Origin of the sequence: Streptomyces pactum (assembly GCF_016031615.1) — a bacterium.
GTDB lineage: Bacteria > Actinomycetota > Actinomycetes > Streptomycetales > Streptomycetaceae > Streptomyces > Streptomyces pactus.
Genome location: NZ_JACYXC010000002.1, coordinates 435,584 through 458,654 on the forward strand (window position 1 = coordinate 435,584; position 23,071 = coordinate 458,654).

Below are 23,071 nucleotides of genomic sequence, written 5' to 3' on the forward strand. Positions count from 1 at the left end.
CCCGGCTGGTGTCCACACGGAAGGTGGCTGCTGTCGTGGAGGCAGCGGGGCATTCGGTCGCGGCCCGCGGAGGGTGCTGAAGTTGCTCCCCCTTTGCGTCGACCGGCACGCTCTCGTCCTGGTCGAGACCGTCATCGGCTTCCACCACGCCGGGGCGGCCGACCACACCGACCGGCAGGTGGTAGCGGCCCACCCCCACCCTGGCCGGGAACCTGGTCCCCGACGGCGTGGCGCTCCTGGCCGACGGCTCCCACGCCTTCGTGGAGATGGACCGCACCATGTCCTACGCCCGCCCGCCTGCTCGCCGAGCTGGAGCGCTACGACGCCTACCGCAACACCCCGGCGTCCGGCCGCGGCAACGGAAGGCGCTCGGCCGGGGCTTCCCGGCCGAGCGTTTTGCGGGGGCGTCCGTTCAGCTCGGTGGCGACCGTGTCCAGGTGTTCGCGGGTGTGCGGCGACAGGTCGGTGCCCTTGGGGAAGTAACAGGCCGTTGGTGTTCTGGTTCGAGCCGTGCTGCCAGGGGCCGGCCGGGTCGCAGAAGTACACCGGGATGTCAATGGCCAGGGTGAACGTGCTGTGGGCGGCCATCTCGCTTCCCTGGTCCCAGGTCGGCGAGCGGACCAGATGAGCGGGCAGCCGCTGCACGGTCTCCACCAGGGCGTCACGGACCCGCTCGGCGGCGCGGCCGTGGGTCAGATGCACGAGCATGACGTAGCGAGTGGCACGCTCGACCAGGGTGCCGATGGCGAAAGCATTCCCCCTTAGATCTGTTCCGGGCTCCACCGTAGGTCCAGGTGGTGCTGGATGAAGTCCCGCAGCCGCGGGTTCTGGCTGATCTTTCCGGGCTTGGGGCGGGGCCGGCGGGCATCTGCGCGGGCCTGGGCGGCGTAGGGGCGGTGGTGCCGGACGCCGCGAGGGTCGACCGTGCCGTTGTGGCGGATCTCCCGGCTGATGGTGGACGGGCTGCGGCCCAGCTCGGCCGCGATGGTGCGCACGGTGGCTTTCTCACACAGTCGGTCGGCTATGTGATGCGGTCGGCCTCGCCCAGGTAGCGGGACGGATCCGACGAAGGCGGCGCCTCCCGGTAGATCGGAGGCGCCGCCTTCTCATGGCCCTTGTGCGCGTGGCGGCCGTTTGCGCCCTTTCGTGCCGGTCCGGACGTCGATACCGACGATCCGACAGGCTTCCCTGCTGCTGTAGCCCTGCTGCAGGGCTGGAAGTATGCCGCTCGCTCCCGGGGTCAGCTTCTTCCGTCCCTGCGGCTTACTGTCCTTACGGATCTCGAAGTCCATCGCACCTCTTGAGCTGGGGCGTTGCGACGACCACTGGAACCTGAAGGACTCGTCAGGCCGTTTCCCCGGAACGCAGCCGCCCGGCGTGCTGCAGCAGCCCGCTGCACGCCGGGCGGAGCCGGGCTGGCGGGCCGGGCGGCAGGACGGGGTGAGCTGGGCCATGCCCTTGATGCAGCCGGTAGGTGTTCTGTCGCCACCGGGGCGGCCTGGTTGGCGGCAGACGCACCGGGTGACAGTGGTGAGCAGGGCGACGGGCGTGCCGGTACCGGCGGTGGCGTACCAGACGGCGTGGTGGAGCTGTGTTCAATCACCTGCGTCGTGCGTCAGGTCGCCTCTGGCGGCGGGGTCTGCGGGGAGACCGGCCGCTCGAAGAAGGTCTCCAGCACAACCGTCGCCTGGGTCCCGCTGACTCCGTCGATGCCGTAGATCCGGCGCAGCACGTTCTGCAGTTGCTCGGTCGTCGTGGTCCTGACTTTCACCAGCACCGAGGCGCTGCCGGCGATGATGTGCGCCTCCAGGATCTCCGGGAGCGCGGCGAAGTCCTTCGCCGAGTCGCCCATCCAGGCGGTCGATTCGACCATCACGTAGGCGAGGACGCTCCCGCCCACCGCAGCCGGGTCAACGTCGGCCATGGTGCGCCGGATGACGCCGCGCTCCCGCAGTTTGCGCACGCGCTCATGGGTGGCGCCGGCGGACAGACCCACGGCCTGGCCCAGCGCGGCATAGGACTGGGTGGCGTCCTGCTGCAGCTGCGCCAGCAGGGCCCGATCAATGTGATCCACAACTCTCCATTCGGAACATCCTTGCAACAACCATACTTCATCTTGCACTCTCATCATCAAGCCGAAGGACATTCGGCATGTCTGCGGGATTTCGCAGGAGGGGACCTTATGGCCAGCGAGCGCCCTGCGCTGTACGAGATGCTCGACGACCGGTTCCGTACCGGGCGGTGCATGAACGGCGATGACGGCTTGGAGGTGCTGTACACCGGTTGCCGCTGGGCAGAGGGGCCGGTCTACCTTCCCGCTTGGAAGCAGGTGATCTGGAGCGACATCCCCAATGACCGGATGCTGCGTTGGGACGAGGAGACCGGTGCCGTCAGCGTCTTCCGCCGCGGTGCCGGGCACACCAACGGCAACACCCTCGACCGCCAGGGGAGGCTGATCACGTGCGAGCAGGGCAACCGTCGGGTGACACGCACTGAGTACGATGGCACGGTCACGGTGCTGGCTGATCGTTGGCAGGGCAAGCGGCTGAACAGCCCGAACGACGCAGTGGTGAAGTCGGACGGTTCCGTCTGGTTCTCCGATCCGGACTTCGGTATCACCAGTGACTACGAGGGATACCGTGCCGAGAGCGAGATCGGCGCCAACAACGTCTACCGGATCGACCCGGGCAGCGGTGAGGTACGCCTGGTCGCCGACTGCTTCGCGGCGCCGAACGGTCTGGTCTTCTCCGCCGACGAGCGGCAGCTCTTCGTCTCCGACACCCGGGCCGGCCACATCCGGGTCTTCAACGTGAGGGATAACGGCACCCTCTCCGACGGCAGGATCTTCGCCGACGCCACATGCCGCAAGAATGCCCGGTTCGACAACCTCCGTTTCGACGACGGCGGCCGGCTCTGGGTAGCCGCGATGGACGACGGGGTGCACTGCTATGACCCCGACGGCACGCTGATCGGGCGGCTCCACATCCCCGAGGCGGTGGCCAATATCTCCTGGGGCGGAGCCAAGCGCAACCGTCTCTTCATCGCCGCGCAGACCAGCCTCTACTCGCTGATCACGGGCGTCACGGGCACACACCCGACCGGCCCGGGACACCGTCCCTGGTTTTCCCCGAAGTCCGGGTGACTTCCGGCCGGGCGATCAGCACGGCGTCGGCGCCGTCTAGCGATCTCGCCGGCCCCTGGCCGTCCCGGTCAGGCATTGGGGCTCGGCGGTCTGCGGGCCGGCTGCGCCGGGCGGTGTGTGTTGGACCGGTGCCGAGGTGGTCGCCGAGGGCAGCGGTCGGCCCCGGCTGTCGGTCCGCGGCACGGTGGCCGCCCGCGCCGCCGAACTCGGCGTCAGGCGGTGGCGCGTGTCACTCAGTCAGGATGCCGGGGTCGCCTGCGTGATGGTCATCGCGGAGGGCTGAGCCGGCCGGTGGGGCCGGCGGGCGGTCAGGTCGTCGCCGGGGACCGCCGAGGGCGATGCCGCGGCCGTGCCCGCCCGGTGTCCGGATGGGTGCGCGGACCGGACCGCGGTGCGCCGGCGCTCCGCCCGGTGCACAGCGCCCGGCCTCCCGGCGGCCCCGGCGCGGGTCCCTGCCGGGACGGCGGTGGCCGCACGGGAGCGGGCCGGAGTGCCCGGCCGCGCGGAGCGGACCGGGCGCCGGGCACGGCTGGACCGGCGCCGCGCCGCAGGCCTTCGCTCGTGGACTCAGCCGGGCCCGCGGCGGGGCCTTACGCCGCGCCGGCCCGCGGTCCGGTCGGCGTGGACCGACCTTCGGGTCAGGACTCCCGGTCCGAGGTTTGGAGGAGCAGCAGCGTGTGCGGCCACAGGTCGTCCAGGACGGTCGGGTCGTTCTTGACATCGCCGGGTTCACCGCCCACACCGAGCGGCTCCGCCCCTACTACGACGAACTCGGCACCGCCGCACCGGCCTACGAGGACGTCGGGGCCCTGCCCGACTTCGACGACCAGATCGACGCGCTCCTGGCCGCCGCGCCGCCCGTCATCAGCTTCGTCATGGGCGTCCCGCCCCGCCGTGTCGTCGACGAGGCGCGCCGCCGGGGTATCGCCCTGATCGGGACGGCGACCACGGTGGACGAGGCGGTCGCGCTCGACGAGGCGGGCCTCGACGCGATCGTGGCCTCGGGCAGCGACGCGGGCGGGCACCGCGGGGCGTTCCTCGCACCCGTACGGGAGTCGCTCGTCGGCACGTTCTCGCTGGTGCCGCAGGTCGCCGATGCCGTGACCGCGCCCGTCATCGCCGCGGGCGGCATCGCCGACGGCCGCGGCGTCCGGGCCGCCCTCGCCCTCGGCGCCGACGCCGTGCAGATCGGCACCGCGTTCCTCGCCACCCGGGAATCCGGTGCGAGCGACGTCCACAAGCGCCTGCTCGGGACCCCGGAGGCCCGCACGACCGTCCTCACCCGGCTCTTCTCCGGCCGCACCGCCCGCGGCATACCCAACCGGTTCGTCCGCGACATGGCCGCGCACGAGGACACCGTGCCGCCGTACCCCGTCCAGAACGCCCTGATGCAGCCCATCCGCCGGGCCGCGGCCGCCCAGGGCAGGCCGGAGTACGTGAACCTGTGGGCCGGACAGGCGGCGACGCTGGCCGGCGACGGCGTGGGCGCGGGGGAGTACCTGGCCCACCTGGTCGGGGAGCTTCCGGGGCACGGCGGCCCCGTTATCTTCTTCGCGGTCCTGCAAGAGGGCCGCTGGCCTCCGGGCCCGGTATGACTGTTGCCCCCTGTCGAAGTAGATGACCTGGGGGGTGGTGTCACCGGGTCCGAGGGGTGCCGTCACAGACGCTGATCAGAGGTCCGACCACCGCCCGGCCGGGCGCAATGCCCAGCCCTCGCGGGCGGACAGGTCTGCATAACGTGGATGCGCGAGAACGGCTCCCGACCCAAGGGGCCGGCACACGTCGACACACATGTGGGGGCACGGTGATCAGCACCGACGGGGTGGACGTCTTCCTGGGCCTGGACGTCGGCAAGCAGACCCATCACGGCCACGGACTCACCCCGGCCGGGAAGAAAGTCTTCGACAAACCGCTGCCCAACAGCGAACCGAAGCTGCGGGCGGTCTTCGACAAGCTCAAGGACAAGTTCGGCACCGTCCTGGTGGTCGTGGACCAGCCCGCGTCCATCGGCGCCCTCCCGCTCACGGTCGCCCGGGACGCCGGCTGCCAGGTCGCCTACCTGCCCGGACTCGCGATGCGCCGGATCGCCGACCTCTACCCCGGCGAGGCCAAGACCGACGCCAAAGACGCCACCGTCATCGCCGACGCCGCCCGCACCATGCCCCACACCCTGCGCTCCCTGGACCTGGCCGACGAGGTCACCGCCGAGCTGACCATGCTGGCCGGTTTCGACCAGGATCTGGCCGGCGAGGCCAACCGCACCAGCAACCGCATCCGCGGCCTGCTCACCCAGTTCCACCCCAGCCTGGAACGCGTCCTGGGCCCGCGCCTGGACCATCCGGCGGTGACCTGGCTCCTGGAGCGTTACGGATCCCCGACCGCTTTGCGGAAGGCGGGCCGCCGCAGGCTGGTCGAGGCCGTCCGCCCCAGGGCCCCGCGCATGGCCCAGCGGCTGGTCCAGGACATCTTCGCGGCGCTGGACGAGCAGACCGTCGTCGTCCCCGGCACCGGCACCCTCGACGTCATCGTCCCGTCGCTGGCGAAGTCCCTGGCCGCCGTCCACGAACAACGCCGGGCCCTTCATGCCCGGATCGAGGCCCTGCTGGAGGCCCACCCTCTTTCCCGGGTCCTGACCTCGATGCCCGGCATCGGCGTCAGGACCGCCGCCATCCTCCTGACCACCGTCGGCGACGCCAGCACCTTCCCCACCGCCGCCCACCTCGCCTCCTACGCCGGCCTCGCCCCGGCCACCCGGCAGTCCGGCACATCGATCCACGGCGAGCACGCACCCCGAGGCGGGAACCGGCAGCTGAAACGGGCGATGTTCCTCTCCGCGTTCGCAGCCCTCCACGACCCGGCCTCCCGCAGCTACTACGACCGCTGCCGAGCCCGAGGCAACCCCCACACCCAAGCCCTCCTCCGCCTCGCCCGCCACCGCATCAGCGTCCTGTTCGCCATGCTCCGCGACGGAACCTTCTACGAACCAAGAACCCCCCGAACCGCTTGACGAAAAACATAGAGGCACCCCCGGATCACCGCGCGCCCGCTGAGGGAGCCCGCGTGGTGCGGTGCGGCCGGGTGACCCCGCGACCGAGGCCGGCGCCGCGCCACCGGCCCCGGCCGCGCCGTCCCGCGCGGAGCCCCCGCTCCGCCACCGGGGCGCGTGCCTCCGGTCCGCGCGGGGACCGGGGCCGAGCCGCACCCGCACCGCATGACCGGCGGGCCCGCCGGGCGGGTCACCCGTCCGTGCCTGCCCCGGCCCCGGCGTGGGGAGCCGGGGGAGGTGCGGGGCGGACTCAGTTCGCGTGCGTTGACAGGCAGAAGGGATGACCTGCCGGGTCCAGGAGCACCCGCCACACCTCGGGCCGAGGCTGGAAGGACGGCAGGATGGCCCCCAGGGCGAGCATTCTCTCCTGCGCGGCGTCCAGGTCGTCGACACCGAGTTCGAGGTGGGCCTGCTTGCTGTGGGCAGGGTCGGGACAGGCCGGCCGGGGGCTGGTAGCCCGTCTGGCGGATGAAGCCGAGCCCAGGGGCTCCCGCCCGCCCCAGCAGGACGAAGTCCTCACTGCGGTACAGCACGGGCAGGTCCAGGGCATCGCCGTAGAAGCGGGCCAGCTCGGCCGGGTCGGGGCAGTCGAGGTCGAAGGACAGCAGACGGATCGTCGCGGTGCTCATGGAAGTGGACCGTAGGCCACGACCCTGACAGCACCTGTCCTGGTCATCCGGGACACTGGGTGACTGTGATCAGGACCTCCTCCCGTCTGCTGCGCCTGGTGTCGCTGCTGTCCGCGCGCCCCGAATGGACCTGCCGCCAACTGGCCGAACGGATGGAGGTCACCGACCGCACGGTCCGCCGGGACATCGCCCGGCTGCGTGACCTCGGCTACGGAGTCGAGTCCGTCCCCGGCCCCTGGGGCGGCTACCGGCTCGGCCCCGGCGCCCGAATGCCGCCGCTGGTACTCGACGACGAAGAGGCCCTGGCCGTCGCCGTCGCCCTGCGCGAAGCCGCACTCAGCGGAGTCCTCGGTACGGGGCAAGCCGCCCTCTCCGCGCTGCTCAAGCTCCGCCAGAGCCTGCCCGCACGCCTCGCGGACCAACTGAGCACACTGGACGGGGCCCTCGAACACACCCCCCGCTCCGGCGAACCGCAGATCGACACCCTGGTGCTGCTGGACCTGGCGCGAGCCTGCCACAGCGCACTGCGCACCACCCTCGCCTACCGGGACCACGCCGGCCGGGCCTCCGTGCGGGCCATCGACCCGTACCGCCTGGTCCACACCGGCCTGCGCTGGTACCTGGTCGCCCGGGACGTCACCAGACAGCAATGGCGCACCTTCCGCGCCGACCGGGTGGTGAGCGTGCGCGCCACCACCGAACCGGCCGACCTGACCGATCCGCCCGACGCCGCCGCACTGGTCTCCGGCGCGATCGCGAGCGTCATGTACCCGGTGTACGCGACCGTCCGCCTCCCGCTCCCACTGGACCAGGCCCTGCGCAAGGTCCCCTCCACCATCGGAACCCACAGCCCTGACGGCCCCCAGGCCACCGTGGTCCACATCGGCGGCAACAGCACCGAACAACTCGCCGCCTACCTCCTCGGTCTGGCCACACCGCTCACCGTGCTGTCCCCGGACCCGGTACGGCAGGCCCTCCTCCGCCACGCCCACGCTCTCCTGACGGCCAATCCCTGACAGCCGTTCTCGCATGGAGGTCGGCCGCCGGGGCCCGGACGTGATGTCGGAGATCCTGGTCGGCCTCCTCCCCGTGACACCTTCCCGTGGCTGCGTGGTGGCCGGGGTTGGGTGGGTGGAGCACGGCCGGGGCGCTGGGGTGGTGGTGTAGGGCCCAGGTGGTGGCCTGGTCACACCCGGCCTTGCGGCCTGGTGTTCCCGGCGCAGCCACCACGGGTCGTTGTCGTAGCCGGAGGGCCCGCCGGTTCCGCGGCGCCGACGGATGACGCCGCCCATCCACTCGATCAACGGACCACCGTGATCCGCCGCCAACGGCCTCAGCCACGCGCGCCCGACCCTCACCGAGCCTGCGGCAGAACAATCCCGTCCGCGGGCAGCGCCTGCGGCTACCCAGCACCACCGTCCACCCACACCAGCTCCGCCATAGTCGGGTCCAGCAGCGCGTCCGCGACCGTCACCACCTCAGGGAAGACGACCACATCCCGCCCCACAAACCGCCACCACTCCAGATCACCACCTGCATCCCCGCCCGCGATCTGGTGCAGCCGCTGCGGCCAGATCGTCTCCCGCTCCAGCGCAAGGCCAGCTCCCACCACCGCGCCACAACCGCATGCACCAGGGCGAACACCCGCTCCGGCCCGGCCCCCCCCCCGCCCGCACCGCCCGCCGCGCCACCCCCGTCCACTGCCGCTGCGTCCCGACCACCTCCGGCAGGTGCCGCACGTCCGGGTACTCACGAGGCTGGTCGGCGTCCGCGTCCAAGAGCTACCGCCCGTGCCGTACGCACACCCGGTCACACCGCGGGGCGTACCGCACCACTCGCACGGCGGTTCTCGTACGCCGGGCTGTGCACAGCCCGGCAGCCGAACACCACGGGACCGGCCACACCCTGAACACACCCGCCGCAGCAACCAATGGCGCCAATCAGACGTCGGACACCACATGGATCGCGCATGGCTCTTCTCGCTCATACCGCTGCTGATCGGGGTGAGCTTCCTCAGCGTTGGCGTGTACGGACTGCGCCGCGCCAGTGCGCTTCGTCGCAGCGGTATACCCGCAGTCGGGCGAGTCGTGCGTTATGACACCAGGCGGGACGACGACGGAGTCAAGTACCACCACCCGGTCATCGCCTGGACGGCCCGGGACGGTCGCGAGTACACCCATCCCTCGACGCTGGGCCGCGGCACGGTTCCCCCCCGGCTTTGGCGTCGGCAAGTTCGTCACGGTCCTGTACGACCCGGCCAATCCCGGCCGCTTCGAGATCCGAGGCTGGGATTCCAGGGCCTTCTACCTCATCTTCGCCTGGGTGGGAACCGCACTAACAGCAGGCACTTTGTTGCTCCTGACCATCAGGATGATCACACTTTGATCATCCCGGGCTCCTCGTGAACCCACGGTCCCGGGTGTCCTGTGACAGCGCACCTGGATCAGTTCCAGCGGAGTTGGACCGAACGGAGTTCGTGACAGCGAAGATGGACCTGCTGCGCAGGCCGGAGTGGGTTGCACTGCTGGCAGCTGATGTAAACGAGGCCCCGCCTTCCTCACAGCCGCGGCTCAGGCAGAGGCGGTCACCGCGTGACCCATCAACTCAACGGAGCCGGCTTGTCTCGGCCGCCAACTGCGCTCGATCATGGTCGGATGAGACCAGAAGTCCAGGTGTTCGTGGCCGATGGCCCTCTTCCCGACCGGGACGCCGACGAGGAGGAGATCGACCGGCGCTGCGACCAACTCGAAGCCATCGCCAAGCCCATCACCGGCAAGGAGGCCCGGGCACTGGTTGCCTGCTTTGGCCCGGACGATTGTTACGGCGTCGCCTGGACCCTGCTGCACCTCATCGAGACAGGCCCGAATCCAGTCCTGACCACTGAGCCCGCCCCCGACGCCAACGAGTGGCACCACACCCTCTGGGCCCGCATCGCCAACAGCGGACTCGCCCCCACCGCTTGACGCGCAAACCACACGGTGTCCGCAGCGGTCCACCATCGCTGTCACGAACACCGCGTTCGGTCCAACTCCGGTGGCAATCAGTCCCGGTTCGCTGTCACAGGACAGGACACCGGGTACGCGAGCGAGCACCGGTGCAGAAAAACTCGTTGGCTTCGGCTGTCACACCGCGGACATCCCACGCACCTGTAGCAGGTGACAGAGGACCTCGAAGCGGGATTTGCACGTCACCCACCCCCTGACCCCGTACACGCCCCGGCAGCAACGGGGCCAGCGGCCAAAGAGGTGCTCGCGGCCGCGCCGGCGCGGTGAGCGGGCGCCGGCCCGGGTGCGCTGTCCGGAAGACCGCGCGACCGGCCGGCCCCGGCTTCGCGGGCACTGCTCGCCGGCCTGCTGAACAGCCACCCGGCGGTGCGCACGCTGGACCGCCTCCTGGCTGCGCATCTGGGCCTGGCCACCGGTCCTGCCCGACCGGCTGTCGGCCGCTTCACCCCGCTGCCGACCGCGCTGCGCTGGATCGAGCCGGCCGGGCCGCCCGACCCGCCTCCCGGCTGCCGCGCCCGGCGAACTACAGAGCTTGGTCCTTGCCTCTGCTGTCCCGTACGTCGGCGGTGCCGTGCTTGCGCAGCAGATTGCCCGCGAGGGCCCTGGCCGACTTCTTCGACGGCTGGGGCACAACGGGCGGACCGTCTGCCTGACAGGCACCGGGCCAGGCAAGCCAGCCCGGTCGGCCTGCTGCGGGAGCTGGTGCTCACCGTCCGCCCCAGCCGGCGGCAGGCCGTTCGGCTGGGCTCGTCCTGCCCGGAACGCTGTGATGGGTCTGCGGTGCTGCTGTGGCGCGGGCTTCCCGCCTGACCGACTCTGGCGTGAAGGGGACGACCGACGAGCGGGCCGACACAAGGAGACCAATTCATGGCCATCACCACGACCGACCACTGGGTCCCTCACACCTCGACGGTCTCCGCGAACGAGGGCCAGAAGGTGGAGCTGTTCGTAAGGGAACACGACGGTGCCTCCGGTCCCCCTGCGAACCGTAAGGCCGTCCTCATGCTGCACGGCAGGAGTGTGCCGGTGCTGGCAGGCTACGACCTCCAGCACACCTCGTACGGGTGGGCCAAGGCTCTCGCACAGGCCGGTTATGACGTCTTCATGATGGACCTGCAGGGCTCCGGACGGTCGCCGCGTCCTCGGATGGAGGATCCCTGCAATGTCAACCCCAACCAGCAGGCTGCCGTCATTCCCCCGCTGTCAGGCCCACGAACGGCGAGCTACCCGTTCGTACTGACCAACTCCCAGAGCGACCAGGACGAGCTCAGCACCGTCGTCGAGTACATCTGCAACAAACGCAACGTTTCAAAGGTCGCCTTCATCGGCTGGTCGGCGGCCGCGTTCGCCATGGGACCGTACGCAATCAAGAATCCGGGGAAGGTGGAAAGCTTGTTCCTCCTCGGCCCGATCTTCCCTCCGCTGGGCCCCTCGAACCCGCCGACCCTGCCAGTGCTCGGCTTCCCCACCCACGTGCTCACCCGCACAAGTATCGAGCAAGCCTTGGCCATGAAGTGCGCCAACCAGCACGAGCCCGGCATGGTCGACGTGGTGTGGAGCGCCCTCATGGACAACGATCCGATCGGCCGTGAATGGGGAAAGCTCCTTCCCACCGGACAGCCGGCAGGCGTCAGCCGATTCCGGAACTTCGTCACATGGGGCTGGAACAACGCCGCTGCAGGGCAAGGAGGCATCCTCGGCGGAAGCGTGCCCGTGCTGATCGTGCACGGCGAGCACGATCAGACGGCCAACACCACACCGCCCAGCTCCAACCCGGCACTCGACTTCCACGTCCCCGCGCTCTACGACGCCATCACAGGACCGCACAAACTCCTCGTCACGGTGAAGTGCGCTGGCCACTCGATGCCCTGGGAAACTCAGCACAAGAACCTGCACAACCTGTCGAAGCACTGGCTCAAGCACACCAAGGTCGACGACAAGACCCAGGGCAGATTCGAGATGGACGAGAACGGCAACGTCAGCCCAGCACCATGAACCTCGCGACGACAACCTCGGCTGGCAGGGATCTGCCCGCCCTTGTGTGCAGACCGCTGTCACGTTGTCCGGTACAGCGGTCCCCGCACCGCGGGACCGCCCGACGCACTGGGCCCGGCGCCAGATAGCCGGAGCAGGCAGCCTGGCGGCGTTGATGCCGTCTCCAGCGGACCATCGCTGATGGCACCGTCACGGACGCCCGAGCGTGGACCAGCCGAGGGTGAGCCCGACAGCCAGCACATGCATGAAGACATGTGCGTCGTCGTCCGACGGATGCCTCGAAGGGGGCCAGGGGAGAGGATATTTGCTGCCGCCGACAGGTATGGATTGGAGCAGAACATGCCGATCCACCGTAGGTTCGGCCCCCATGGCTCGGTCTGAACCAGGCCGCCGGGGTCTTGCGTGGGCAACTGGCACGGCCCGGCGGCTACCACCGGGCCCGGACCGCGGAGGTCGCCGAGTGGCTGGTGGGCGTGCGTTCCGGTGCCGTCCGGGAGGAGACCCCGGAGCGTGTGGCCCGAGTTGTACGGCATGACGCCGGATGAGCCCTTGCCTCCCGTGCCGCGGCTACGTCGACGCCGATTCTGCTGCGCCCAGAGCACGGGGAGGGGAGTTCGAGGAGGACCAGCCGACCGGTGCGACACGCGGCACGGGCCCGGTCTTCCAATGGTCGGGGTTTCAGTGCTCGCGCCCGCCGTCAGCTCGTCTGCGACCGGCGGGGGAGCGTCGGCGGGGGAGAGGTCGGGCCGCGCCCGGTGCCAGCGGGCACCGTCTACTACAGCGGCCGAAAGGCATCGCGGACGACGTCAACGCCGACTTCCACCACCGGCTCGGGCTCCACCAACGTGACGTCCAGCGTCTCCCGGCTGCCCCACCCTGCCGAGAACGACCAGCCCGTCCACGGATGTTCTCCCCAAGCCCGGCGGAGCACCCCGGCGACCGCCGTACCGGCCGCTCGCGCAAGAGTTGTGGTGCGGCCGACGTCCCGAGAGCGCCCCCGTCGCCGTACCGCCCCAGCAACAGCGTCCAGGGAGCAGCCAGGGGAGCCGTCAGCGCACCGACGACCGCCTCCGTCGTCTCACGCGTCTACTGGTGAAGAGGCGGTGTTCCGAAGCTGCGCAATTCCTCGGTGCTCGCCGCACCACTTTCGGATAAGAACGACAGCAACCAAGCTGCTGTGCGCCCGGTCGCCCGCAAGGGTGGTCTCCTGACTGACGCCGTATCTTGGGCAGGAGACCGGTTGAGTGTTCGGGGGACTTGTGCGGATCGCAGATCACGTTGCCTGGGATCGGGGTTTCCCGGTCAAGTACCTGCTGGTCCGTGAGGACGAGGAGGGCGAGGAGAAGTACTGGGGACGGTGCGCGAGCGTCGAGGGCATATTTGTGGACAAAGTGTCCCCGAAGCGGGAGGTATTGACGCTGCGAGGATGCACTCCCACAGGTTCTTTGCGCGATGCCCTGTCGCCAGCCGCAGAGTCGACTGGGCTGCTGGGTGATGTCTGTGTCGAGGTATGGGACGACGAGCAGCCGCTGCAGTGGTGGACCCTGGTGGACACTGTCGTCCTCGCCAACCAGCCGAACCGAAGCGACCCGGCCCTGCTGGATATCGTCGTGGGGGCCGGGGTTGAAGAGGAGCAGGCCTGGGACCACACCCTGCCGGTGTTGCCGCAGTTCAAACTGTTCGCAGGAACCACCATGGTCGCCAGTCCCGCTGGACACTGCGTCGGAGTGGATGGGCTGTTTGTCTCGCGCGGAGCCCCGCCATCGACTCCACTGCACCTCATCGGATGCGAAGCCGCTGAACCCTTGCTCGCCGTCTTGCGTCGGCCCCGCAAGTGGGACCGGGACTGGGTGCAATTGTGGGCTCTGGACCGCCACGGCGAGGTGATGTACCGCCACAACGTGTACCTGCGAATCGAGAAGACACAGCCGTCTGTGCTCGGAGGCACCCTCGTCGACATCACACTCGCCGACGGCGGCGACGATCGGCCTTCGCTGTTGGCCCGGCCGATCTGGGAGACCTGGTATCGGGGAGCGCCGACAACCCGCAACCAATGGGCCCCGTACTCCGCGCAGGGTAGATCCGAGTGGCTTGACCTGACGGCCACCCGCATGAGCGATCAGCGCCCGGACCGCTCTGGCGGCACCCACCATCTTGACGGCAAGTTCGTCACCGACGTGCCCGGCCTTCACTGCGCGATGGCAGAGGCCCTCGTGGGGCCCGGGGGCTACTTCGGGCGAGAGTGGAACGCGTTCAAGGACTGCCTGGGTGGTGGTTTCGGCGTGGCCCTGCCCTTCACCCTGGCCTGGCACGATGCGGACGTAGCGCGCCGAGCGCTGGCAGACGTCGTCTCGGACCCTGATCAGGGGCTCTCCTATTTCGAGGACATCGTTCAGCTGCTCAAACGCTGCGGTGTAACCGTCGTTCTTCAGTAGCCGGGGCACTCCGCGCCCCTTCCTGCGGGCACCGGCGGCATGCTGGTGAGCCCGGCTGACTGTGGAGTCGACCGGCTCGGCCCACTCCACCGCCCCGATCGAGCCGTCGTGGACCTGGACTGCTCCAGCAGCCGGGCCCAGGTACCGTCCGATGCCACGGCCCATAGCGTTGTGGCAGGTCACGCGGAGCACCGGTCCGCAACCGCCACATCACCCCGTTGATCACCTGTCGGTGATCCCGCCACGGTCGCCCACGACCATCAACACTCGGCAGCAAAGGCGCTATCCGCCCCCACGCCGGCCGCACCTGCTGCTCGCCGACAAGGCGACCGGTGTCTGGCCGGCGGCCCCGCTCCTGGAGCACCTGGCCGCCGCCCCCGAGACTGCGGGCCGGTGGCTGGCCGGTCACGCCGCCGCACTCGCTCCGTCCGGCCCGTCCGCCGTGCACCTTCCGTCGCTGGCCCGCCGCCGGGCGCCGGCTGCCCTGCGCCCGCGCTCCGGCCGTGCTCCACCATCGGGATTCGGCCGCCGTGTACGGGCAGCTGCCAGCACGCCGCCTGGGGTAGCCCGGTCTGCCGTCCGTCGTCCCGCCCATGTCAGGCCGCAGTCCCGGTCCCGTCCCGCGTCCGCTACTGCCGGACGCCGGCCATGCGCTGCGGCCCCATCCGCGCGGCCCGGCCGCCCGCTGCGAAGGCTCGGTGGGACAGGCGGGGAAGCGGGGGTGTTGGGAAAGAATCTGGGTTTCCGGCATCCGGATCTGAACCCTCGGTGGCGTGTAAGGGGATGAAGGCCCTCGGTCCTTCATCAACGAGTTCGTCTCTACTGGGAGGCCTGGTCGATGACTTGGTCGTACTGGGTGGGAGCGGGCGGGGTCCCCCTGCTGTTCCTGCTGGTCTTCGTGATGCGCCGCACCCGCGGCATCACGGAGTTGCTTGTTAAGGCGCATATCGAGACCCGTGTGGAGCGCGAGCAGCGTGCCACCATGGTCGCGATGGCGCAGGCCCTGCCCGACGGCGGCTCTGCCGTCCGTTTCGAGGAGGGCCGGCCTGCCTGGCTGTTCCGCAAGGACACGGCCGATCCGGCGGGCCACCGGGCTATCACCTCGCGGGAGGCCGCGTGAGTGAGGCCGCTCCGGGAGCGGACTTCGAGTCCTTCGTCCTCAAGACCATCGAGGCGTTCTCCCGACTGGCCCGTGCCCAGGCCGGCGACCCGCACAGCGCGGAAGATGCAGTGCAGGACGCCTACCTGAAGTTGTACCGGCGATGGGATCAACTCATCGCCGGCCACGGTTCGCTGACCGCCTACGGCCGCACCGTGGTGAGACGGGCGGTCATCGACCAGTTCCGCCGCAACAAGCGGATGGTCCTGACCCCGGTCCGTGAACTGCCAGAGACTGAATCCGGAATCGGCATCCCCGAGGCCGCCTACGAAGTGATTAAGGAAGGAATCGACGAACTCGTCGCCCGCCTTCCTGAACGGCAGCGCGAGGTAATCATCCTGTGTGTTCTGCAGGACGTCAGCCCTGCCGTGGTTGCACAGCGCCTCCAAATAAAGGAGGAGTCGGTGAAGCGCTATATCAAAGCCGCCGCCAACAACCTGAAGAAGTCCATCAACGAACACAGCGAGGAGGCCACCGCATGACATACCTGTCCGCTTGGACGCACCAACCCGAGGAGCGGGGAGCCATCCGGCTCCTCGCTCTGTGGCTCCTGCTCGAAGGCTCTGAGCAGGCGTTTTCCAAGGGATCCCGGATCGGCGAGGACTCTGTCCAGGCGGAGGGGGGCCAGCCTTCGGGCTGGCCCCCGGCCCCCGCCCTCTGCCTGGAAAACGTAGGCGCGGTCCGTGAACTACGCATTCTCCTGAAAAAGGAAATCGATGATTCCGCGACATCGCAGGAAACGCGACGCGTAGCAGAAATCCTTGAATTCCTGGACAGGGATGATGTGGCGCGAAGCTGGTGGGAAAAAGCAGCGCTCAAGGGTGACGAGGACGCGCGGGACTATCTTCGTATCCTTGACGCCGAGAGGGAAGAAAACCTATCGGCATGCTGTGGGCGCGGGAAAGAACACGCTGAGGAGTCTTTCAGATCATTCGTGAGTGGCTTTGTGTGCCGGTCAGCCGGTACTCGCGTTGCTGCAGACAGGGTCGACTGGGCATTGGGGGAAGCCGGAGTCGACCTGTCAGAAGCAACACAAGCTCTCGTGCGTGAGATTGAGGTCTTCCTGGCGCACCTGGACCACACCACCGGCGGCCCACGGTGCTGACACGACAACGCGTCATGCGCCCACAGACGGGAGAGCCCTTGTAGACCAGCCTCCATGAGGCCTTCACGTGAGAAGGCCGGACGACTCGTTGAAGCAACGGCCCATCCCCGCGCACGCGGGGATGGGCCGTTGCTGCTTCATCATCTGCATCGCCTAAAGCTCCGTAAGCCGACTGACGGGCCTACCGCCAGCCACGCCACGCCAGTGCATGCGACGAGTTCGGGGTCTCCTCTCGCCTCGCGATGGAAGGTCCGGTCCTGCTGTTTGCGCTGTCCGCTGCGGCGGCATGTGCTGCCACTCTTCGCGCGCTGCGGCCTTCTCCGGTGAGGCGCCAGGCGGGTAGCCCTCGCAGCGTGCCGGACGGATGGCCCGGGCAGCGGTCGAGGACCCGGCGGGACCGGGCCGACGCTTCCCCCAGGGGTCTCCCCGGGAAGTAGCCGGCGCGCCCGGTCCCTCATGACCAGGTCCGTGACAAGCCGCCGGTCTCGGGCGCGCAAACAGGGGCACACCGCCTCACGATGCCCGTGAGGACCGCGGACATCAACGTAGCAGACCGCCTCTGACCTGCGAAGACGATGCAACAGCAGTTGCCATAGAGTGAGGCCGGGACGAGCCGGCCGCGCCCAGGTGTCAGCGTCAGGTGTCAGCCCCGTCCCGGCCGCGCCACGCCCGGTGGCGGTGTCCGCCGCCCAGGCGGCCCCGGCCTGGGTCGTCACTATCCGGGTCGCCGACGAGCACCAGGACTACGACGACGAGCCGGAGACGCCGGGGGCGGGGGAGGACGGTCCATGGCCCTGTCCACCCGGCGCCTGTCCGACGTCGAGGCGCGGCGGGTGCTGAGCCGCTGCATGGCCCGAGGGATGAGCATTTGGGATGCCGCCCCCTACGCCACACGGCCTGCTGGAGCTGGCCGCTGCGGTCGGGCTGCTCGCGGCCGCCGCCCTTGTCACCGTCTGGTCCGTTGATGTCGCGGCTGTGCTTGCCGTTCTTGTCCTGCCGGGGTTCGGCGTGTTCTGCCTCGCCGCCGCCGTGGCCGCAGGGGGCCGTCCCGAGGTCTTTTCCGCCGGTCCGGCGGAAGTCGTAGCTCGCTGCTCTCGCGCTCAGCAGCGCGCTGCCCGCTCCCGCCGACCCGCACGTGCCGGACGCGGGTGAGTACGCCGGCCGGGTGTGGTCCGGCCTGCTGCGCTTGGTGTGGCGCACCGGCAACCGGCCTCGGTGGTCACCTCCCGGCCGTCCTGGAGCACCTGCACGCTCTCGCCGAGCCTCTCACCCGCCCGGTCGCCCGGGCCTCGCCCGGCGGCGGCAACGCTCGCTGCCGGCACTGCCGACGGCTCGGCCGGCCCGGCGGCAGGGGAGGAACACCAGCTGCCCGCGGGTCTGCTGGGCACCCACCCGGCGGTGCGCGTGCTGGACTGTCTGCTGGACTACGCCGCCGGCCGGGCTCTGCGCGACGGCGAGATGCCCGGCGACATCCCTGGGCCTGGTCGTCGGCGTCCTGGCCGTCCGTGCCGGTGACGAGGCGGTCGCCGCCGTGATCGGAGCGCACCTGCCCCTCCCGCACCGCCGCGCCACCGCCTTCGCCACCGCCCACCCGAAGCTGTACGCGCTCCTTCCCCAGCCGCCCCTCGCCGACCGCCGCATGGCTGCACGAAGGCCCCCACGATCCGCTGCTGCTCACCGCCTTGGACCGCAGCCGGCTCCCGGCCGTCTTGCGCGAGGAACCGACCGGTGGCGCGGCGTTCGGCGTGGTGCACGCGCTGCTGACCGGCCAGGGACGGCCTGCTCGGCGTCCTCATGGCCGCCTGGCGTGAGCTGGCTGCCGGCCCCCGGGTGGTGCCGAGGCCGCCTTCCGGCTTCCGTCGGTACCTGGCCCTCCTCACCTTGATGAGCCCGGTGGACCGGACCGCGGTGGACACCGAACAGGTGTGGTGGACCGCTGCCTTCGCCGCCGGCCTGCTGCCCGGCGCGCTCGCGGGCGGCGGTGACTTCGCCGCGGCGCTGCCGGAGGAGGTTTGGCTGCCCCTGGCCCCGGGCAGCGCCGCCCACACCCCGGAGCGGCGTCGCCCGGGTCGCCGAACGCGCCGCCGCGTACCCGCGCGGACCCGACGCCCTGCTCCTGGCCGCGCACCTGCTCGCCCGCCCCGCCCCTGAAGGCGCATACGGCGGTGACATCCGCCGCCACGCCCGCACTCTGCTGCAGGCCACCGAGGCGCTGCCTGCCCCGACCGCCCGGCCGAGGTCGCGCGGCTGCGCCGGGCCCTGGTCGAAGCCGGCGAGGTTGACCTCGCTCACGTGCCGGCGACGGCAGACTGACCGCCCGGGCCCGCACCCCGGCCGTCCCCGTCCGGGCTCGCCCGGACCCCGCCACGTACCCGGCCCCGTCGTCGCTTCCGCGAGGTCCCTCCGCCGCCGAACTGCCCCCGCCGGTGCCCGCTGTCCGGCGCTGCCTGCCGCCACCGACGTACGCGCCGCGGCTGGCGGCCGTCGTGCTCATCTTGGCAGCCCCGACCCGCCCCGTCGGCTTCGCGAAGGCGCCCCCGGCTCAGGGTTGTGGGGGCACTAGGGTCCTGGGGGCTGTGACGAAGACGAGGAGAAAGCGGCTGGCACCGACGGGCGACTGCTTCTGCGGTTGTGGCGGGGAGGCGGGGATCGACCGGTGGTTCGTGCTCGGGCACGACATCACAGCCGCAGGCGCGCTGCGCGCCGTCGAGGGAGGGTTGAGCCTGCTGGAGCTGGCTGCTGCGGTCGGGCTGCTCGCGGCCGCCGCCCTTGTCGCCGCCCGGGACGCCGGGCCCCGTCGGCTGCGTGCCGCGCCGAGGGCGTCGTGGCGGCTGCTCCTGCTGCCTGGACTGCCGACGTCCCGCCGTGTTCGCTGCCGTGGCCCTGCCGGAGCTGGGCGCCGCGTTCGGCCTTGCCGTTGCCGCGGGCGCTGCGCGCCACCCCGGCGCGTTCCCCGCCCCGAACTGCTGGTGCGCCTCGGGGTCTGTCGCTGGTCTACCGCCGGGGCTCACCGGTCGTCGGGTGCGCTGCCCACCCAGGCGATCGGCCGGCTCTGACCGTTTGCAGGCCTGGTGCGGTTTCTTCATTGAGGTCTTGTGCCCGTCGGGCAGGGACGTAGATCCGCCCCCCGGTGGCCGTGCTTGCCCGGGCAGAGCTCGGTGGCGCGGGCCCGGACGGTGATGGGGGTGGATGCCTCCGTCGGGCGGCTGCCGGCGTGTCATGATCACTCGTATGAACGAGTCGAACGGTCCCGTCGCCGTTGTTGAACGGCAGCTCCATGCCTACAACACCCATGACCTCGATGCCTTCGTCGGTACCTACGCCCCCGACATCACCCCACCGTCGAGCAGAGTGATGGTGGGGTGATGTCGGGCCGGGAGGAACTGCGCGCCGGATATGCGGAACAGTTCGCTCAGGGGCGGTGCCGTGCCGAGATCACTGCCCGGCTGATCCAGGGTGACTGGGTCATCGACCATGAGACCGCCTACGGAGTGGCTGACGAGCCGGTGCGCGTCTTGGTCGCCTACCGGGTCCGCGACGGGCTCATCGACACCGTCCGCTTCTTCCGCTGAGCCGACCCGGCGCGCGATCGGGGCTTCCTCGACCGCCCGCGGTGCCCCGCCGCCGGAGCGGCGGCGGCCGGGTTCACACCCGCCGGCAGCAGCGGTGTGCGCCACGCCACGCAACTCCCAGACCTCGCTCCTACGCTGCAGCCCATTCCAGTCCGAGGTGGGCGAGTGCGGTGAGCTTGTCCGCGGTGAGCTTGGCCCGGCGCCCTTTCTGGTTCATGATCCACACTCCGAGCCGAACCTCCGTTCCGTCCTCCAGCCGTTCTACGTGTCCTCTGGGGACTTTCACGGAGCCGGTGCGGGTCTTGTACTGGGCCAGGGCTGCTACGCCCCGCTCGAAGGCGCTCCAGAGCGCCGCGGGCGGCTTCGCGGGCTCCTGCGGGGCGGGGGCGAGCGGTGTGATGCCGAGTTGCTCCAGGCGCTCGCGCTGCCCGTCCGTCAGGTCCTGCCAGACCTCGGGCTTGCGCTGTTTGGCCAACCACTTCCCGATGTCCATGCCGTGGACGGTGACCCCGGGCAGAACCTCTGTTTGGCCCTCTTCGTCAGCCACCAGCTCGCGCAGCGCGGCGTAGTGCCGCTGCCACTCCGGCGGCCACGACGGGTTCCAGTCCTCATCGACCTTGCGCAGCGCCTCCTCCCACTCGGGGTGGCCCTCCAGCGCTCCAGGGCGGCGGAGGTTGGACAGCCATTGCCCGATCGGCCGGTCCAGCATGGTGGCGGTGCGGGGCGCGCACAGCGTCCAGTGCTGCTCGTGGTACGCCTTCGCGGCCTCCAAGTTCTCCTGGAACCGTTCATCTGCGAGGCGCCAGACCATGCCGAGCTTTTCCAGCCGTCGGGCGCGCAGGCCGCTCATCTGCCCCGCCGTGTGCGCCCGTCGCTGTTCCGCGATCCACTGCCCGAGGGGGTAGGCGCCCTCCTTGTGCCCGTACGGCACCCGGGCGTGGCCCTCGCGTTCGGTGAACTTCTTCAACGTCGCCCAGCCGCGTGCCCAGTCCTGCTTCTCGGTGTCGATCACGTTGAAGCTCACCCAGTGTGCGACCATCACCGGATCACGCGGAGCGGCAAAACGAAGCAGCAGACGAGATTCCTCATCACCCTCCCCGGGCGGCGGACCGATGTACTGGGACGGCTGTGCGACGTCCTTCTGCGGCTCCTGCGGAATCGCCAGCAATTCCACAGCTTCCTCGTCATGAGCGCGCAGACCTTCAAGCACTTTCACCAAGGGCCGGTACGATCCCGAGGTGAACATGTCCTCTGGTTTTTCCCCCGGCTGGAGGAATACCGGCACGATCAAAGAGGCCACCTTGCCCTGTCCGGGCTTCTGACGCAGCGCACGCCCGATGGCCTGGACGATGTCGTGCGGCGCCCCCTTGGGATCCAACAGGGCAACGGAGTCCACGGCCCGGATGTCCACGCCCTCACCCAGAACGCGGCAGTTCGACAGCACGGCGCGCTGCGCCGTGGTCCCGAACCCGGCGAGCACCTCGCGTCGGCGTGCGGGGTCGTGTTCGCCGCACAGCCAGTCCGCCCAGATCCGAGCGGGGTACTTCTCCGGCTGGTCGGCGTGCAGCTTGGCCGTGATGCGCTGAAGGCCCTCCGCGTACGCCTGAGCCTCCATCGTCCGGTGGTGGAAGGTGATGCAGGTCCGGAGCCCGTGCTGCGCCATGGTGTGCAGCAGCGCGGCCTGGAGCGCCCCCAGGCGTTCCCCGCGGACCTCCTCGGTGTGTCGCTCCTCGCTCATCAGCCGCTCCGGGGTGACGACCGGGTCCTGGAGCTCCAGCACGATGATCTGGTACCGCGCAAGCAACCCGCGCGAGACGGCCGACGCCAGCGACAGCTTGTACAGGACGGGGCCGAAGATGTTCTCGTCGTCCATGGAGGCCGCCATCTCCCGCGGCAGCGGGTCACGCACCCCCTCGGCGACCTCGCGGTTCAGCCGCTCCTCCCAGATCCGCGGCGTCGCGGTGAGGTACAGCCGACGGTGCGCCGGGATGACGGTCTGGTTGTGGATCTCCGCCCACGCCTTACCCATCGACCCCGAAGTCCGGTGAGCCTCATCGACCACGGCCAGGTCCACCGGGTCCAGCTTCTGCCCGTAGACGCCCTCGAACGCCTCCGCCAGGACGCCGAGGCTGGCGTAGGTCGCGTAGATGGTGACGGGCCCGGAGCCGTGCCACAGAGCCAGTCGGATGGGGTTGGTGGTGGAGCGCACCTTCATGCTCCACAGCTCGGGGTCGTCCTGGAGTGAGCACACGGCAACCGCCGGCCCGGTGTGCCCGACCTCGTGCCACGCCTTCACCGTCTGCGCCAGCAGATCCAGCGTCGGCACCAACACGAGAATCCGCCCCTTGGGTATAATCCGCTTTGCCGACACGGCGGCAATAACCGTTTTCCCCGTTCCACATGCGGCGTGCACCTGCCCGCGAAGGCCATTCCACGGGATACCACCCGGCGGAATGTCCAAGCCGCGCACAATAGCGGCAACGGCCTCGATCTGGTGATCACGCAGTTTCACGGACATGCCCCGTGTTCTCCTTTTCGCGGAATGAGGGCGCGTAATCAGAAAGGCAATCCCGACGCGAGGTGCGCGCGGCGCTGGGGTGTGGTGTCTGATTCCATACTCTACACACTAGCAACTCCATGATGCAGCACTCACGAAGCGACTTCTCTTCCCGGGGTGACGCATGACTCGTTCTCGCCCACGAGCGGCAAGCTGCCCTGTATGCGGGCGAGGTATCGGCGAGGTTGACCGAACGGTTTCGAGGGCGGGGGGAGGGTTCGGGTGGAGCGCAGCGGAACCCATCATCGCGGTGAGGCCGGCACACCGTCAGGTCGACAGACCGTCACATCCGCTGTTGGGGTGGTAGCCGGGAATCCCATGCCCTACACAGTGCCGCACGCGATGCACCTCCCTTCGCAGCCAGCCCCGATGCCCGCGCTTGCGCGGGCATCCATAATTCGCGCTTGCGCGAATTTTTCTGTCTTT

General features: G+C 70.0%; 16 protein-coding genes and 3 pseudogenes. 13 read left to right on the forward strand and 6 right to left on the reverse strand.

Annotated features, from left to right (window positions below; all coding sequences use genetic code 11):
- Positions 1–326 precede the first annotated feature (326 nt).
- Positions 327–1,292, reverse strand: a pseudogene (locus IHE55_RS30145) (IS30 family transposase).
- Positions 1,293–1,615: 323 nt separating this feature from the next.
- The gene (locus tag IHE55_RS30150) at positions 1,616–2,074 is read right to left on the reverse strand and encodes an Lrp/AsnC family transcriptional regulator (RefSeq protein ID WP_197992572.1); all 459 of its coding nucleotides are present in this window, start codon (positions 2,072–2,074) and stop codon (positions 1,616–1,618) included.
- A 108-nt stretch (positions 2,075–2,182) separates the two neighbouring features.
- On the opposite strand from IHE55_RS30150, the gene IHE55_RS30155 reads away from it, so the two are divergent.
- The 4 genes and pseudogenes from IHE55_RS30155 to IHE55_RS30170 all read left to right on the forward strand — a co-directional run bounded on the left by IHE55_RS30155 (position 2,183) and on the right by IHE55_RS30170 (position 6,149).
- On the forward strand, positions 2,183–3,142 hold the full coding sequence (locus IHE55_RS30155) for an SMP-30/gluconolactonase/LRE family protein (protein WP_197992573.1): 960 nt from the start codon (positions 2,183–2,185) through the stop codon (positions 3,140–3,142).
- Between the two features lie 103 nt (positions 3,143–3,245).
- Positions 3,246–3,425 (forward strand): annotated as a pseudogene (locus tag IHE55_RS30160) (holo-ACP synthase); the annotation flags it as partial.
- Between the two features lie 394 nt (positions 3,426–3,819).
- Entirely contained in the window at positions 3,820–4,737 is a 918-nt protein-coding gene (locus IHE55_RS30165) for an NAD(P)H-dependent flavin oxidoreductase (protein ID WP_307826954.1), read from the forward strand.
- Between the two features lie 209 nt (positions 4,738–4,946).
- Positions 4,947–6,149, forward strand: a complete 1,203-nt coding sequence (locus IHE55_RS30170) for an IS110 family RNA-guided transposase (protein WP_197992574.1) — start codon at positions 4,947–4,949, stop codon at positions 6,147–6,149.
- A 289-nt stretch (positions 6,150–6,438) separates the two neighbouring features.
- On the opposite strand, the gene IHE55_RS30175 is transcribed toward IHE55_RS30170, so the two are convergent.
- Positions 6,439–6,708, reverse strand: a complete 270-nt coding sequence (locus IHE55_RS30175) for a VOC family protein (RefSeq protein WP_372442801.1) — start codon at positions 6,706–6,708, stop codon at positions 6,439–6,441.
- A gap of 174 nt (positions 6,709–6,882) precedes the next feature.
- Between IHE55_RS30175 and IHE55_RS30180 the strand changes: the two genes are divergently transcribed.
- A complete protein-coding gene (locus IHE55_RS30180) occupies positions 6,883–7,833 on the forward strand; it encodes a helix-turn-helix transcriptional regulator (RefSeq protein ID WP_197992624.1) in 951 nt (316 codons plus the stop codon).
- Positions 7,834–8,219: 386 nt separating this feature from the next.
- Here the strand turns inward: IHE55_RS30180 and IHE55_RS32070 are convergent, their stop codons facing one another.
- Complete coding sequence (locus IHE55_RS32070; protein ID WP_232266991.1) at positions 8,220–8,426, reverse strand: hypothetical protein; 207 nt, start codon at positions 8,424–8,426, stop codon at positions 8,220–8,222.
- A gap of 1,045 nt (positions 8,427–9,471) precedes the next feature.
- Here IHE55_RS32070 and IHE55_RS30190 point away from each other — a divergent pair.
- From IHE55_RS30190 to IHE55_RS30200, 3 genes are all read left to right on the forward strand, one after another.
- Positions 9,472–9,780 carry a hypothetical protein gene (locus IHE55_RS30190; RefSeq protein ID WP_197992575.1) on the forward strand — a complete coding sequence of 103 codons (309 nt, stop codon included), beginning with the start codon at positions 9,472–9,474 and terminating at the stop codon, positions 9,778–9,780.
- 909 nt (positions 9,781–10,689) lie between these two features.
- A complete protein-coding gene (locus tag IHE55_RS30195) occupies positions 10,690–11,817 on the forward strand; it encodes an alpha/beta fold hydrolase (protein WP_197992576.1) in 1,128 nt (375 codons plus the stop codon).
- 1,244 nt (positions 11,818–13,061) lie between these two features.
- Positions 13,062–14,252, forward strand: a complete 1,191-nt coding sequence (locus IHE55_RS30200; protein ID WP_307826955.1) for a barstar family protein — start codon at positions 13,062–13,064, stop codon at positions 14,250–14,252.
- Here IHE55_RS30200 and IHE55_RS30205 read toward each other — a convergent pair.
- Positions 14,211–14,559 (reverse strand): annotated as a pseudogene (locus IHE55_RS30205) (transposase); the annotation flags it as partial. The gene IHE55_RS30200 and the pseudogene IHE55_RS30205 sit on opposite strands and share 42 nt — an antisense overlap.
- A 531-nt stretch (positions 14,560–15,090) precedes the next feature.
- Between IHE55_RS30205 and IHE55_RS30210 the strand changes: the two are divergent.
- The 5 genes from IHE55_RS30210 (at position 15,091) to IHE55_RS30230 (ending at position 20,088) form a co-directional block, all read left to right on the forward strand.
- Positions 15,091–15,372, forward strand: a complete 282-nt coding sequence (locus IHE55_RS30210; RefSeq protein ID WP_197992577.1) for a hypothetical protein — start codon at positions 15,091–15,093, stop codon at positions 15,370–15,372.
- Positions 15,369–15,893, forward strand: a complete 525-nt coding sequence (locus IHE55_RS30215; RefSeq protein ID WP_197992578.1) for an RNA polymerase sigma factor — start codon at positions 15,369–15,371, stop codon at positions 15,891–15,893. The genes IHE55_RS30210 and IHE55_RS30215 overlap by 4 nt, the downstream gene beginning before the upstream one ends.
- On the forward strand, positions 15,890–16,516 hold the full coding sequence (locus IHE55_RS30220; RefSeq protein ID WP_197992579.1) for a hypothetical protein: 627 nt from the start codon (positions 15,890–15,892) through the stop codon (positions 16,514–16,516). Before IHE55_RS30215 ends, IHE55_RS30220 begins: the two co-directional genes overlap by 4 nt.
- Before the next feature lie 3,231 nt (positions 16,517–19,747).
- A complete protein-coding gene (locus IHE55_RS30225) occupies positions 19,748–19,882 on the forward strand; it encodes a nuclear transport factor 2 family protein (RefSeq protein WP_197992580.1) in 135 nt (44 codons plus the stop codon).
- The gene (locus IHE55_RS30230) at positions 19,882–20,088 is read left to right on the forward strand and encodes a nuclear transport factor 2 family protein (RefSeq protein ID WP_232267065.1); all 207 of its coding nucleotides are present in this window, start codon (positions 19,882–19,884) and stop codon (positions 20,086–20,088) included. Before IHE55_RS30225 ends, IHE55_RS30230 begins: the two co-directional genes overlap by 1 nt.
- 130 nt (positions 20,089–20,218) lie before the next feature.
- Here the strand turns inward: IHE55_RS30230 and IHE55_RS30235 are convergent, their stop codons facing one another.
- A complete protein-coding gene (locus IHE55_RS30235) occupies positions 20,219–22,606 on the reverse strand; it encodes a DEAD/DEAH box helicase (RefSeq protein ID WP_197992582.1) in 2,388 nt (795 codons plus the stop codon).
- Positions 22,607–23,071 lie beyond the last annotated feature (465 nt).